The organism is Vibrio antiquarius, from assembly GCF_000024825.1.
GTDB classification, from domain to species: domain Bacteria; phylum Pseudomonadota; class Gammaproteobacteria; order Enterobacterales; family Vibrionaceae; genus Vibrio; species Vibrio diabolicus.
In genome coordinates, this window is record NC_013457.1 from 1489576 (window position 1) to 1503214 (window position 13639).

The following is a 13639-nucleotide window of genomic DNA, read 5'->3' on the forward strand; positions in this document are numbered from 1 at the left end:
TGGAAATTTGATACGTTAACTGGATTTTTGTAACATTAAAATGGAAGTGTGATTTTGCTCAATAGCACAAAAGTCCAGTCCGGTGTATATCTATAGTAAATAGCATCATTGATGCATATATAGAGTGTGAGACAATGATTTTTCATGATTTAATTTCAGCGGTATTAAATGAAAGAGAGCCATTTCATAATATTTGGTTTGCAGGAGATTTTCATACGCCGCCTGAATTTAGCTATCAAGTTAATTTCCCTCGCCTAGAGTTAGTTCTGGATGGGGAATATATTAATGAAATGGAAAGTCATGATCGAAAAGTAACGCACATCGTTGCTAAAAAAGGCGATGCGATATTTATTCCACCTAACTGTTGGAATAAACCAGACTGGGATACCGATTGTTCAGTGTTAAGTATTTTGTTTGGGCGTCGACAACTTGGGTTGAGTTTGGTGAGCAAACGCAAAGGTGAGGCAAACTTTTACGATATTCAAAAGCATAGCATTCAAACGCGCTCAGGATTTGCGATAGATAACATCTTAGAAGCGTTGAGCTCACTGGCTCGTGAGAATACTAAAAAACCAATGGATGAGCTTTTACTGCAAGCATTGCTGCAATACGCGAAGACGATGTTGGATGCACCAGTCGAGCAGCAGTCACATAGCCGTGTGCAAGATCTCTATCAAGGGATCTGCATCTACATTCAAGAGAACTTCCATCGCCCAATCACGCGTGACAGCATTGCGTCGAGATTCAGTATTTCCTCGAACCATTTGTCGCGCTTGTTCCGTCAGCAGGGGCACATGACCTTGGCAGACTACATTACTTGGGTGCGCGTGGATCGCGCGAAGTTTATGCTCAAGAAATACAACTTCAAACTCAATGACGTGTCAGTGCGCTGTGGATTTAAAGACGTGAACTATTTCTGCCGAGTATTTAAGAACCGTACAGGCAGAACGCCGACGGAATATCGTGGTTCGATTTAAGCCTTCAGTCAGAATGCGTAAATCATAGAGAAGTTTAGGCGAGCAGCCTCGACATGGCGTACATCAGCAGCGCTTGTAAGTCGACGCTGCTTTTTGTTAGTAGTAGGCGTTCCGCCATTTGATCGGTAAGCAGATTTCGTGTGAGGTTAGTGGCCGCAATGATCTGTTCTCGGGTCGGCTTTTCTGGCATCACCAGTGCAATAGCCAGATGAACATCACCCATCTTCGAAGCCCAATCCATCGACTTTTCATTCGCAATAACAGCAATAGAAATATGGTCAACACCTGAAAACATCACATGCGGTAGAGCGATCCCCGGAGTCACGCAAGTTGATGAACGTTCTTCACGTTTAATAAAAGCAAGAATCAGTTCGTCGGGATGAATGGGGTGGATGAGCTGAGCTAGTCCTTTAAGGCATTCAAACTTGGTGAGCTCGGTATGCGCTTTGGCGTACTGCCATTTGATTTCACAAGGTGGGCAAATTTGCGGTAAACGCTCGGCCAGTTGGCTAGAAAACTCATAGTTGATATGAGATCCCACCACCGTAAAGTGTTCAGCAATCATGTCTTTGATGACGAAGCAGGCCAGCTCTGCGTCAATGCCAATCGCAGTGATTTGACACAAATCACCTTGTTGTAGACCAGCTTGCAAAATCGCCACGGACTTGGTGAGTTCCGCAACACGATTTTGCGTTACATTAATGATATGTAAGGTACTTTTGAACTTCTTTGCCACTCGATTGAGTGGCTGAGCAAGGTGCGCACTGGCATTTGCATTATCGACGAAAAAGGTGATTTGGTATTCGTTCATCTGCAAATTTAGTCGCGGCAGTGGACGAGGAATACTTTGTCGACGTTAAGCAAAACCTCTTCAATGGGGATTTGAATTTGGCGCGTCCCTTCGAATCGGCCTGGTTGTTCTATCTCAATATCCGACACGATCAAAACCCGATCCGCTTGAGCGATATCGTGAGGAGTGAGCTGATTTTCTATCCCCATCGCACCTTGCGTTTCTACTTTAATTTGCACGTTATGTTTTGGCGCAGCTTTCATTAGTGCATCTGCCGCCATATAAGTATGAGCGATGCCTGTAGGGCATGCTGTCACCGCTACGATTTTCATGTTCTATCCATTTTATTTTTTGTGGATATTAGCACAGCCACCGCAGATTGAATTGATTTGAGCTGGATTAACGCAAGAGCTCTATCACAGTTTGAATCTCATGTTACATTAATCCAGTTAATGCACTTTTAGTCCTATATATCAAAGGGTAGGCACTGGTTAATCTATGCCCAAATAAAATGAGTAGGAACGCATACGAGCCAGGGGATCCTGTATCTCAAACTCACTTGGGTATATATTCGAGCGTGAATATTGGAAGGTAAAACAATGGACATCACAAACCTAATTGAGCTAGAAACGATATGCTTAGATCTAAAAGCTCAAACCAAAGATGAAGCGCTCAAAGAGCTGGTTGAGATGCTAGAAGCCGCCGGCAAGCTCAATAGTCAAAGCCAGTTCTTGGCAGATATCTGGAAACGAGAAGAGATCGGTAACACAGGATTTGATGATGGTATTGCGATCCCTCATGCCAAAAGTGATGCTGTAGCGCAACCAGCTGTCGCAGTCGGGATCAGCCGTAATGGGATTGATTATGGCGCCGAAGATGGCGAGCTGTCCGATGTGTTTTTCATGCTGGCGTCCCCAGATGGTGATGATCATCATCACATTGAAGTATTGGCACAAATTTCCACCAAAATTATCGAAGACGGCTTTGTTGAAAAGCTCAAGTTGGCTCAATCGCGAGAAGAAGCGCTTGAGATGCTGACTGATATTCAAACCCAATCCAATGAATTTCTCCCAACTTCTTTAGAATTTGCATCAGAACCCCTGAGCCCTTGGGCGCAAAAACTTGGTCGCATTAAAGAGCACCTGCTGTTTGGCACATCCCACATGATCCCGTTTATCGTTGCGGGCGGTGTGCTGTTGTCGTTGTCGGTGATGATCTCTGGTCACGGTGGTGTACCACAAGAGGGCATTCTGGCCGATATTGCCCAAATGGGGATTGCTGGCCTGACATTGTTTACTGCCGTGCTTGGCGGTTACATTGCTTATTCCATTGCCGACAAGCCGGGCCTTGCACCGGGTATGATTGGATCTTGGATTGCGGTCAGTCATTACAATACGGGTTTTTTAGGTGCGATTGTGGTCGGCTTTTTTGCTGGCTTTGTCGTTTGGCTATTAAAGAAAATTCAGCTATCAGACAGCATGAGTTCGCTTGGCTCGATTTTTATTTATCCGCTAGTGGGGACGTTTGTTACTTGTGGCGCGGTGATGTGGGTGATAGGTGCTCCGATTGCCAGCGCAATGACCACCATGAACGAGGTGCTGACGGGCATGGCGGGCTCAGGCAAAGTAATGCTCGGAACTGTGCTTGGGGCAATGACCGCGTTTGATATGGGCGGCCCAATCAACAAAGTGGCGACGTTGTTTGCTCAAACCCAAGTGAACACGCAGCCATGGTTGATGGGCGGGGTCGGTATTGCGATTTGTACGCCGCCATTGGGTATGGCACTAGCCACGTTTTTGGCGCCGAGTAAATTCAAGCGAGATGAACGCGAAGCGGGGAAAGCCGCAGGTATTATGGGGATGATCGGTATTAGCGAAGGTGCGATTCCTTTTGCCGCTGGCGACCCTGCACGAGTATTACCCGCTATTGTGGCGGGGGGCATCGTCGGTAACGTGATTGGCTTTATGTTCCACGTAATGAACCATGCACCGTGGGGCGGTTGGATTGTTCTCCCTGTTGTGGATGGAAAAATTGGTTACATCATCGGCACGATTGCGGGCTCTGTTACCACGGCGTTGATCGTGATTGCACTAAAGAAAACCGCAACCGAAGATGAAAGCTACACAGGTCATTCTCAAGTATATGGTTCCGTTCAAGGCGAAGGTGAGGCGGATGTTTTGGCGGTTACATCTTGTCCATCAGGTGTGGCACATACGTTCTTAGCGGCTAAGTCATTGGAAAAAGCGGCTTGTGCACTCGGCATTAAGATTAAAGTCGAAACCCAAGGCGCGAATGGCGTCATCAACCGAATTACCGAGAAAGACATCGAGAAAGCGAAGTTTGTGATTTTTGCTCACGATGTGGCGATTAAAGAACCGGAACGTTTTCGAAAAATCCAAGTCTTGGATGTCAGTACCAAGGATGCCATGTTGAACGCCACGGCTTTGTTGCAAGCTCGTAGAGTGTCTTAACATTTAACTTCTGAGAAATGTCTCCTCGATGACCCTGATGAATGCTTTTGGTATTTACTCCAACATCGCGGTTCGCTTTTATTTGTGCCGCGAGTGAAGGATAAATTACGAGTAATGTTTTCAATTCTTTAGTAGCATGTTACAAAACATTTCAGTCAGGTGAACTAAGGGAAGCGTGCAATGGAAAAACAACGAGTAGCATTTATTGGTTTGGGTGTTATGGGTTACCCAATGGCGGGCTATTTGAGCAAAGCGGGATATGAAACCAAAGTATACAACCGCACCAAAGCCAAAGCTGATAAATGGGCTGCAGAATACAACGGCATTGCGTGTGAGACACCGCGAGAAGCGGCAGAAGGTTGCGATATCGTATTTACTTGTGTCGGTAATGACGATGACGTGCGCAGCGTTGTATACGGTGAAGAAGGCATTCTAGTCGGTCTAAAAGCAGGCGCGGTACTGGTTGATCACACCACGACTTCCGCTGATTTAGCCGTTGAATTGGCCGATGCTTGTACCAAATATGGCAATCACTTCATTGATGCTCCGGTATCTGGTGGTCAAGCAGGCGCAGAAAATGGCGTACTAACCATCATGTGTGGTGGCGAGCAGAACATTTTTGATCGTGTTTCTCCAGCGATGGACGTATATGCAAAGCAAATGACGCTTCTGGGTGAAAATGGCCAAGGTCAACGTTGTAAAATGGTAAACCAAATCTGTATTGGTGGTGTGCTTCAAGGCTTGAGCGAAGCGTTGTTACTCGCGCAGAAATCCGGTTTGGATATTGAACAAGTAGTTGAAACACTCAAGCACGGTGCTGCAGGGTCATGGCAAATGGAAAACCGCGCCAAGACGATGGCGGAAGATAAGTTTGATTTTGGATTCGCGATTGATTGGATGCGCAAAGACTTAGGCTTCTGTCTGCAAGAAGCAGAGCGAGTGGGTCTAGAGCTCCCACTGACTAAGAAAGTGGATGAGCAATACGCTGACCTTCAGCGTGATGGTTTAGGCCGCATGGATACGTCTGTTCTGATTAAAGCCGTTGCTAAGAATCAGTAGTAGATAAACAGTTCTTTGGTATCAAAGAGCTTGAAGAAATTTAAGTTGATCATGATCGTTCCCCTTGAACATTAGTGTGTGATTAACGAACTTGAATTAGGAGGTGCTTTGTGGGGCACCTCCTTTTTTATGTCTTCTTATCACAGCATTTGCTGGTGCAGTGTCCGTTTACTTGTTTAAGCCTAGCGCAATCTCAAGGCCTTTGCCGTAAGCTTCGTCCGCTTGGTAGGCGTGGTTAACGTGACGTTCTTTGATGAAGTCTGGCACACCATCCATTGCACGAGCGGTGTTGTCGAATAGAGTTTGACGCTGTTCTTCGCTCATAAGACGGAATAGGTTACCCGCTTGGCTGAAGTAGTCTTCGTCTACACGGTGATCGTAATGATCAGCATTGCCGTTGATGCGTAGAGGTGGCTCAGAGTAATCTGGTTGCTCTGCCCATTCTTGTTTGTAGTTTGGCTCGTAACCTAGTGTGGAACCAAAGTTGCCATCAACGCGCATTGCGCCATCGCGGTGGTAGCTGTGTACCGGACAACGAGGCGTGTTAACTGGAATTTGGTGATGGTTTACACCTAGGCGGTAACGCTGCGCGTCTCCGTATGCAAACAGACGGCCTTGCAGCATTTTGTCTGGTGAGAAGCCAATTCCAGGAACGATAGCTGCCGGGTTAAACGCGGATTGCTCAACTTCCGCATAGAAATTTTCTGGGTTACGGTTCAGTTCAAACTCGCCTACTGGGATCAATGGATAATCTTTTTGTGACCATACTTTTGTTAGATCGAACGGGTTAAAGTTCACTTCATCCGCTTCTAGCTCAGGCATGATCTGCACGTACATCTTCCATTTAGGGAAGTCTTGACGCTCAATCGCTTCGTAAAGGTCACGGTGATGGCTTTCGCGGTCTTTACCTACGATCGCTTCTGCTTCTTGGTCAGTCAGGTTTTTGATGCCTTGCTGAGTTTTAAAGTGGAATTTCACCCAGTAACGTTCGTTTTCTGCGTTGATAAAGCTGAATGTGTGGCTACCGAAGCCGTGCATATGACGGTAAGACGCTGGAATACCACGATCACTCATAACGATCGTAACTTGGTGGAATGCTTCTGGTAGTGATGTCCAAAAATCCCAGTTGTTTGTCGAGCTGCGCATGTTGGTGCGTGGATCGCGTTTCACCGCGTGGTTTAGATCCGGAAATTTTAGTGGATCACGCAGGAAGAACACTGGCGTGTTGTTACCAACCAAGTCCCAGTTGCCTTCTTCGGTGTAAAACTTTAGCGCGAAACCACGGATGTCGCGCTCTGCATCTGCGGCACCGCGCTCACCTGCAACGGTTGTAAAGCGGGCAAATAGCTCGGTCTTTTTACCAATCTCCGAGAAGATCTTCGCGCGCGTGTATTTGGTGATATCGTGAGTCACAGTAAAAGTGCCGTAAGCGCCTGAGCCTTTGGCGTGCATACGACGCTCAGGAATCACTTCACGATCAAAGTGTGCCAGTTTTTCAAGGAACCAAACGTCTTGCAGTAGTTGGGGACCACGAGGACCTGCAGTCATCACATTTTGATTATGGGCGACAGGACAGCCTGCGGCGGTGGTTAATTTCTTATTTGTCATTTTTCTTCCCCTCCAGGGATCAATACCTTAGCAACTGAAGAGAAGATTATTACGGAAAAGCTGGAAGCAAAAACTGATACTGCTTATCAATTCAATAGGTGGGAACGATGATGAAAAGTAACTTAGAATCAGATTCTTAGCTGATTTTTATGATTGGTTTATTAACGTATTGGCGAAAAGGGTAAAAAGAGCACGCAGGCATTTGCATGAATTGCGCTTTGTTGACAAGGCTAACGTCGGAAATCGCCCCTTTGATATCGCTTTATTGAACATCAAAGGGGCGGAATGATTAGGAGTACTTCACTTCAATTTGCTCAGCTTTTTCAAACGCTGGATGCGTTGCGAGTTGTTTTCCATAACGCTCAATATTCGGGAAGTGACCAGCCAAACCGAACTTATGCACGAGCTCGACAATAAATGACATCATGATGTCTGCGCCAGTTAAACGTTCTTCTACTAGGTAAGTTTTGCCTTCTAGCGATTGCTCGAAATAACCCAGAACGTTCATCGCTTCTTTGTCAGCATAGCCTGATAGAAATTGAGTTTCGTTTGGCTCTTTGCTAATAAAGATTTTTAACAACATTGGTAAGATTGCTGAACTTTCAGCAAAGTGCATCCATTGCAGGTACTCAGTGTGCGCCTTCGTCCCACGCTCAGGAGCCAACGCACCATCACTGTACTTCTCAATCAAATATTCGGTCATCGCGCCTGATTCAATGATGAACTCGCCATCATCTTCAAGCAGGGGCGATTTACCGAGCGGATGAACGCTCTTTAGCTCAGGCGGTGCCATGAAGGTCACTTTGTCACGAACATAAGGCACGATTTCGTAATCCACATTTAGCTCTTCAAGTAACCAAATGATGCGCTTTGAGCGAGACTGATTGAGATGGTGAAGTTTAATCATTTATTTATCCCTTCCTTATAATGGGTCGTTAATCTGTACTACAAGCTTGCCGAAGTTCTTACCTTCCAACAGACCGATAAATGCTTCTGGTGCATTCTCCAGTCCTTGTACTAGATGTTCACGGTATTGGATCTTTCCTTCAGCCAACCATTGATTAATATCTTGCGCAAATTCACCGTAACGATGTCCGTAGTCATCAAAAATGATGAAGCCTTGCACCTTGATCCGTTTAGTCAGCAGCTTACCCATTAATAATGGAAGATGGTCGGTACCTTCAGGCAGTTCTGTTGCGTTGTATTGAGATATCAAACCACAAAGTGGGATACGTGCGCTGGTATTCAGAAGTGGCATTACAGCTTCGAATACTTTGCCACCTACGTTTTCGAAGTAAACATCGATACCTTGATCACAGGCGTTTTTCAACTGTTCTGCAAAGTCGTCAGCTTTGTGATCGATACATTCATCGAAGCCAAGGACTTCTTTGGCGTAACGGCACTTTTCTTCTCCGCCTGCAATACCAACAACACGGCAACCTTTGATTTTGCCAATTTGACCAACGGTCGCGCCCACAGGGCCCGTCGCGGCTGCTACCACAATGGTTTCACCTGGTTTTGGCTGACCGATATCGAGCAAGCCCATATACGCGGTAAAGCCTGGCATGCCAGCAACACCTAGAGCGTATGATGGGTTTTGTGGTTCTTTGCCAAGTTTAATCACCATCTCACCAGTTGAGATGGCGTAGTCTTGCCAGCCAACAGTGTATGCAAGAACCCATTCACCCGCTTCATAATCTGGGTGGTTCGATGCTTCTACCTGACACACTGTGCCAGCGATCATTACGTCATCAACCGCAACAGGATCGGCGTATGACTCGGCATCGCTCATGCGACCGCGCATGTATGGGTCGAGAGATAAGTAAACGGTTCTCAGTAGCATCTCACCATCTTGAGGAGTCGGTTTCGCCACTTCTTCTAGACGAAAGTTTTCTTTTGTTGGTGCACCGTGGGGACGTGACGCGAGTACGATTCTGCGATTTGTTGCGTTAGTCATATTTATCTCACTTATTGATTAGACCGGTCGTCTAGTTTTGATTTCAAAATATCCCGCTCATAGAGCGGGAAGGTGTATTGTGCAATCACAGGAGTTATTACCAACTGTGAAACACATGTAGGGTGTTCATCTTACTTTTACGCTACCTACTATGGGCAAGTTCGCGTGTTTTGCAGTAGATGTTGAGTATAGGTCAGACTTTGCGTTAATGCTGCCTGATCTTGATACAGTTTGTTCAGCAAGCTTGCGCCGTTCCAAAGGTAGTATATCTGCCTTGCCAATAAAGCACTGTCACCATTTGGGATAGAGCCATCTTGAATGCCTACGTCAATGCAATCCGCCATTGCTTGAATGGTTTTGTCTGCACCTTGGCGTAACGCTAGACGCATGGACTCTGAGAGATCGGAGACTTCCGCACTTAACTTGACCAACAAACATTTGTTCGCATTACATACGTCGTCTTCTACTTTGACCATTTCTTCAAAGTAGCTCATCAGGCGTTGGTAGCCATTCAGATCGGTATTGGTAAAGCGTGCGTTTAAACGCTCAAAATACTTAGTAAAGTAGTCTTGAATCATCGCTTCACCAAATTGTTCTTTGGATTTGAAGTAATGATAAAACGAGCCTTTCGGCACCGCGGCCTTTTTTAAAAGCTCTGAAAGGCCAACACTCGTAAACCCTCGGTTTACGATTAACTCGTATCCGACGTCGAGAATATGTTGGCGTGTGTCGTTCGTCTTTGCGTTCATGAAGCGTACTATAGAATGAATTAGACCAGTCGTCTAGTGTTTGTTGTGGGTTATTTGATTAGCTCGTACTCAATCACAAATAGCGTGTCGGTGTTTGGGTAGATTTCTCGAATTAACTGCTTGAGTTTTGGCAGTTCGATGGCTTCTTGTTCAGCATGAAACTCATTGATATCTTCAAAGTTGAGTGGTTCTACAGAGCGTATTTTGATGTTGCAGACTTTACGATCCGTCTCTAGCGTAAAAACTTCGACCTCTGTATTTGGAACGTAGTGACTTTCTGATTCATCTCGAATCGTAATCGTTTTTTTGCCTGATGTGATCAACGGGGTTAAGAATTCAAAAAAGGTAATCTTGGTTGGGTGGGATGACATGATGTACTCGTTAGTCTGATTATTTGGCGTAATTATATACCCAAATAACCTTGAGGTGCTTATTTCAAGAGAACGAGCGAGTGCGCAGGACGCGAATCAACTTGGCACTAAAGTAACCCGAGATAATGCCTATCCAGTTGGTACTGAGATCATCAAAACTAAATGAGCGACTTGGAATAAAAAGTTGGCTTATTTCTTCCATTGAAACGATAGCCAACAGCAGTAGCAAAAGGCGAATGCCAAAGACGTCGGCTTTACTTGAACTTACTAAAGAGGGGAAGGTGAAGACCGATAAAAAGCCGATCAATAAACTGAAAGTAAAGTGAAGCGTACTCGATCCACCTAAGTAGGTTTCCATTTGCAGGTAAGTGGCATGGTGTAAGTCAGAGCTTTTCCACAAAGAGAGTGAAGCCGTAAGCGTCAGAACGAAAACAAAACTTATCCGTGTCAGTATTGAAACCATAATTAACCTATTGGAAAGAAGCCTAAGTAACGTTTTACAAAGTACAACGCTGCTAGATTCTGAATTGCCATGCCAATTGCCATCGCCCATGCTGCACCAATAACACCGAACGTTTGGCAAAGCGCAATGAGCAAGCAGATAGAGATTGTGCCGGAGGAAATTGTAATGTATTTCATGGTTCTTTCGTGACCGCTCATGAGTAATAAAAATCCTACAGAGCCAGTCGCAACATTGACTAACTGCCCTAAAGACAGGACGACTAACAGTGGCGCAGCAGCAAGAAACTCTTCACCAAAAAACCGCATCACAAACTCTGGGAATAGAGTGCAAATAATCACGGGAACAATCGCTAAACCAACGTTGGCTCGGCAAGCTAAACGGCTCAGGCTTTGCAGTTTGATCATTTGGCGTTCTTTGTAGAGAGAGGCAAACATAGGGGCGACCATAAAGTTAATGGTAATCAGCACAAAGCCAATCAGTAGTGATGTACGTTGAGCTGCAGCTAATAGACCGAGTTCCGCTGTTGAGATAAAAAAGCCCGCAATGACAAGGCTTCCCCATTGAAGAACGTTCGTGAAGATACTGCCAATCCAGACTTGCTTGGCAGAAGCGACCATTTTTTTGTTTGGTACGAAAGCCGATGTCTGATACTGACCTGAACCTAGCCAATTAACACTGGATATTACCGCGACGCTCATACTCGCCAGAAGCAGTGCGGTCATCAGATTGTTGATATTTTGCTGACCGATATAGTCCAAGCCAAAGACAAAAAAGACCATCAACATACTCACGCCAAGCTGTAAAGCAAACAGTGATGACACGACCTTTCTACATGCTTGAAGCACACGACTGTTGGTCTGTGCAAGCACCAAAAACGGTATGCAGAACAAGCCTAAAGTAATCGCATGCATTGGCGATTGGGTCTGGTTTAGCTGTTCAGGAAACAGATTAAATCCTACCAACAAAACGGCAATGGCTAGCAAGCAAAACGCCATACTTCGATAAAGTGCCGTTTTATAGTTGTGGCTTTGTTGAAGTGTCTCTTTGTTATTAAAGGCGATCGCATTGTAGCGAACTAATGAGACATCAAAACCTAGCTGAGAAACGATCGCGAGTAGTGAGACTAGGTTGAATAAAAAGAAAAATTGACCGGACGTCGAAGGGTCACTGGTCTTCGATACAATCAGTGTCAGTAAAAAAGCAAATAGCGCACTCAACACACGCGTGATTGCGGTTTTCAATCCAGTAGATAGCAAGCTTTTTTTACCGCTGGGCATCAACAGTAATTTTTGTTGAACAGTGTGAAACATAGGGGCATTTAACCGTAAATATTATTGAGTGCGAGGCGCTGCTTTTCTTCACTGAAGGCGTCGTTTAACGCTGTTGTATATTGGCAAAAATCGATTTCATCATAATGATTGACACAGTGCGCGATCTGCTTGGCCATTTCTTCAGGTGTTAGCGCTAAAAATGGGTAGTTGAGATCTTTGGTCGCGCCGATAGTTCGAATCACCATAGGAAGATGTAATTTGGCTGCTTCTAGAATAGTTAACGGCATCCCTTCCCATGCTGCAGTATGTAAGTAAAGGTCTGAACCCTTGAGCTTTTTAACCACCTCATCACGAGGTAACATGCCAGTCACATCCACATTTTCTGTACGCAATTTTTGTTCGAGTGTGTTGTCACCGCCTCCTATCCAAGTGATATCTAATGGGCGGTTAAGCGCATGTCGATTAAGATGTTGCAATGTGTCGATGAGAAATTGCGGATCCTTTTGGGGCGCGACACGACCAAGCACAACAAGTCGCAGCGCTTCTTGTCTGTTTCGTAATAAACGCTCTTCACTTTGATAGGACACGTAGTTGTTGAGCAGTTCAGCACGTTTCGCGCCAATGCTAATCGCCAAGTCACATTCTCGTTGGCTACAGCCTGCCACCACATCAATTTTGTTTAGTTTTACTTTCTCTAGCGCTCTATAGAGCTGGCGTGCGAATTCGGAGATATCTTCACGTTCGAAAGCATAACAGTGCGGAGTGTAAACCAAGAGCGCCTTGCCAAGTTTTAGAAATCGCCCGAGAAATCCCGCTTTACTCGAGTGCAAATGCACAACGTCAGGCGCAAGTGATGCAATCATGTGGTTTGCATCACGAACAAATTGAAGTAAGCCGCCTTCCACCCATTTGGTCTGTGTGAAAATATGATGGTTGCTTTCATTGGTTAAGTCGTTTTCTCGAGCTCTGGCTAGCAAGAAATGTTGATAGGGCTCATCTCGAGAGGAGTGAGCATAACTATAGAGGGCGGTTTGAACGCCACCTCCGAAGGCTTCTGTAATATGGAGCACTTTTTTCATGATGATTTTGTTCCTGCTGTCTGCATCCATTTATGCTTGAAAGCATCACGTTCTTGTTCTGAATAAACGTGGCGATATAAGGGAAGATCGTACATATAGAACAGCTTTGAAAAGTCGTAGTGATGCTTAAAGTGCTGGTGGATATTGGAGTACCACTTGTTTTTCGCTTCATTGCTGTTTTTCAGCACGAAGTCTTGCAGCCCGAGAAACTCGCCAATTTCTTTATCGAGAGAGCTGAGCTTTTCGCATTTGATTAGCATGACGTTGGCTTGCTCGTTCTTGAATGTGAAGAAAGGTTGAGTGTTGTCCAATTCTTGACGCATCACATCGATATTGAAGTTACGTTTTAACTCGTTGTCGAACCAGTCCGCAAAATAGTTGAGATTGATATAGTTATCGAAACAATGTTCGAGGTGCTGATACGTGACTGCCATATCTCGGTGAATTGCATCATTCTTTTTGCCTTCGATAAATTGCAAATGGAGGTCTTGAAAGAAACGAGAAAAGACTGTTGCGATTGGATCGCGGACCAGTGTGACGATTTTGATCTGTTCGCGTTTTTGTAAGATACGTTTTCGTTGCTTGAGTACTAAGCGGTAGAGCGCACGGTTTTTGAAATCGAAAAATTTACTCACGTCTTTTTTATTGTGATACATGTGAAATTCTTCGTGATCATCAAAGGTGTGGATGTGATAGCTCGGGATATTTCTTTCTCCCAGCGTGTGCTCAATTGACGATGAGCCAACTTTGCCCATTTGGTAAACTAAAACAAAATTGTCAGCTTGGAGTTCTCGGTTCTTTTCAAATTGTCGAGAGATTGAATACTTCATCTATCCTATCCTTG

Annotated in this window: 14 protein-coding genes; 3 read left to right on the forward strand and 11 right to left on the reverse strand. The window is 45.1% G+C overall.

The genetic code is table 11. The features are described 5' to 3' along the window. Nucleotides 1–134 precede the first annotated feature (134 nt). Nucleotides 135–977, forward strand: a complete 843-nt coding sequence (locus VEA_RS21510) for a helix-turn-helix transcriptional regulator (protein WP_006742228.1) — start codon at nt 135–137, stop codon at nt 975–977. Nucleotides 978–1011: 34 nt separating this feature from the next. Here the strand turns inward: VEA_RS21510 and VEA_RS21515 are convergent, their stop codons facing one another. Both VEA_RS21515 and VEA_RS21520 read right to left on the reverse strand, forming a co-directional pair. Continuing rightward, on the reverse strand, nt 1012–1788 hold the full coding sequence (locus VEA_RS21515) for a PTS sugar transporter subunit IIA (RefSeq protein WP_005392466.1): 777 nt from the start codon (nt 1786–1788) through the stop codon (nt 1012–1014). Nucleotides 1789–1796: 8 nt separating this feature from the next. Continuing rightward, entirely contained in the window at nt 1797–2099 is a 303-nt protein-coding gene (locus tag VEA_RS21520) for a PTS fructose transporter subunit IIB (protein ID WP_006742227.1), read from the reverse strand. A 267-nt stretch (nt 2100–2366) separates the two neighbouring features. Here VEA_RS21520 and VEA_RS21525 point away from each other — a divergent pair, with 267 nt between their 5' ends. After that, nucleotides 2367–4238, forward strand: coding sequence for a fructose-specific PTS transporter subunit EIIC (locus VEA_RS21525; RefSeq protein WP_006742226.1), 1872 nt, complete (start codon nt 2367–2369; stop codon nt 4236–4238). Nucleotides 4239–4418: 180 nt separating this feature from the next. Beyond that, nucleotides 4419–5297 (forward strand): NAD(P)-dependent oxidoreductase, encoded by an 879-nt coding sequence (locus VEA_RS21530; protein WP_006742225.1) that lies wholly within the window; start codon nt 4419–4421, stop codon nt 5295–5297. 168 nt (nt 5298–5465) lie between these two features. Here the strand turns inward: VEA_RS21530 and katE2 are convergent, their stop codons facing one another. The 9 genes from katE2 to VEA_RS21575 all read right to left on the reverse strand — a co-directional run bounded on the left by katE2 (nt 5466) and on the right by VEA_RS21575 (nt 13625). After that, nucleotides 5466–6905: a catalase KatE2 gene (katE2, locus tag VEA_RS21535; RefSeq protein ID WP_006742224.1), complete on the reverse strand. Its 1440-nt coding sequence runs from the start codon at nt 6903–6905 to the stop codon at nt 5466–5468. A 289-nt stretch (nt 6906–7194) separates the two neighbouring features. After that, nucleotides 7195–7812, reverse strand: a complete 618-nt coding sequence (locus tag VEA_RS21540) for a glutathione S-transferase family protein (RefSeq protein WP_006742223.1) — start codon at nt 7810–7812, stop codon at nt 7195–7197. A 15-nt stretch (nt 7813–7827) separates the two neighbouring features. Then, entirely contained in the window at nt 7828–8862 is a 1035-nt protein-coding gene (locus tag VEA_RS21545) for an NADP-dependent oxidoreductase (protein ID WP_006742222.1), read from the reverse strand. Between the two features lie 149 nt (nt 8863–9011). Beyond that, on the reverse strand, nt 9012–9611 hold the full coding sequence (locus VEA_RS21550) for a TetR/AcrR family transcriptional regulator (RefSeq protein WP_006742221.1): 600 nt from the start codon (nt 9609–9611) through the stop codon (nt 9012–9014). Nucleotides 9612–9661: 50 nt separating this feature from the next. Further along, nucleotides 9662–9982, reverse strand: coding sequence for a N(4)-acetylcytidine aminohydrolase (gene yqfB, locus VEA_RS21555; protein WP_005392475.1), 321 nt, complete (start codon nt 9980–9982; stop codon nt 9662–9664). Nucleotides 9983–10046: 64 nt separating this feature from the next. Beyond that, a complete protein-coding gene (locus VEA_RS21560; protein ID WP_005392476.1) occupies nt 10047–10445 on the reverse strand; it encodes a VanZ family protein in 399 nt (132 codons plus the stop codon). A gap of 2 nt (nt 10446–10447) precedes the next feature. Beyond that, entirely contained in the window at nt 10448–11755 is a 1308-nt protein-coding gene (locus tag VEA_RS21565; RefSeq protein ID WP_006742220.1) for an oligosaccharide flippase family protein, read from the reverse strand. An 8-nt stretch (nt 11756–11763) separates the two neighbouring features. After that, nucleotides 11764–12795, reverse strand: a complete 1032-nt coding sequence (locus tag VEA_RS21570; protein WP_006742219.1) for a glycosyltransferase family 4 protein — start codon at nt 12793–12795, stop codon at nt 11764–11766. Next, nucleotides 12792–13625 (reverse strand): putative capsular polysaccharide synthesis family protein, encoded by an 834-nt coding sequence (locus VEA_RS21575; RefSeq protein WP_006742218.1) that lies wholly within the window; start codon nt 13623–13625, stop codon nt 12792–12794. Before VEA_RS21575 ends, VEA_RS21570 begins: the two co-directional genes overlap by 4 nt. Between the last annotated feature and the right edge of the window lie 14 nt (nt 13626–13639).

Bases quoted from the DNA above. Each gene is read 5' to 3' on its own strand.
- VEA_RS21510 (WP_006742228.1), top strand. From the start codon at position 135: ATGATTTTTCATGATTTAATTTCAGCGGTATTAAATGAAAGAGAGCCA.
- VEA_RS21515 (WP_005392466.1), bottom strand. From the start codon at position 1,788: ATGAACGAATACCAAATCACCTTTTTCGTCGATAATGCAAATGCCAGT.
- VEA_RS21520 (WP_006742227.1), bottom strand. From the start codon at position 2,099: ATGAAAATCGTAGCGGTGACAGCATGCCCTACAGGCATCGCTCATACT.
- VEA_RS21525 (WP_006742226.1), top strand. From the start codon at position 2,367: ATGGACATCACAAACCTAATTGAGCTAGAAACGATATGCTTAGATCTA.
- VEA_RS21530 (WP_006742225.1), top strand. From the start codon at position 4,419: ATGGAAAAACAACGAGTAGCATTTATTGGTTTGGGTGTTATGGGTTAC.
- katE2 (WP_006742224.1), bottom strand. From the start codon at position 6,905: ATGACAAATAAGAAATTAACCACCGCCGCAGGCTGTCCTGTCGCCCAT.
- VEA_RS21540 (WP_006742223.1), bottom strand. From the start codon at position 7,812: ATGATTAAACTTCACCATCTCAATCAGTCTCGCTCAAAGCGCATCATT.
- VEA_RS21545 (WP_006742222.1), bottom strand. From the start codon at position 8,862: ATGACTAACGCAACAAATCGCAGAATCGTACTCGCGTCACGTCCCCAC.
- VEA_RS21550 (WP_006742221.1), bottom strand. From the start codon at position 9,611: ATGAACGCAAAGACGAACGACACACGCCAACATATTCTCGACGTCGGA.
- yqfB (WP_005392475.1), bottom strand. From the start codon at position 9,982: ATGTCATCCCACCCAACCAAGATTACCTTTTTTGAATTCTTAACCCCG.
- VEA_RS21560 (WP_005392476.1), bottom strand. From the start codon at position 10,445: ATGGTTTCAATACTGACACGGATAAGTTTTGTTTTCGTTCTGACGCTT.
- VEA_RS21565 (WP_006742220.1), bottom strand. From the start codon at position 11,755: ATGTTTCACACTGTTCAACAAAAATTACTGTTGATGCCCAGCGGTAAA.
- VEA_RS21570 (WP_006742219.1), bottom strand. From the start codon at position 12,795: ATGAAAAAAGTGCTCCATATTACAGAAGCCTTCGGAGGTGGCGTTCAA.
- VEA_RS21575 (WP_006742218.1), bottom strand. From the start codon at position 13,625: ATGAAGTATTCAATCTCTCGACAATTTGAAAAGAACCGAGAACTCCAA.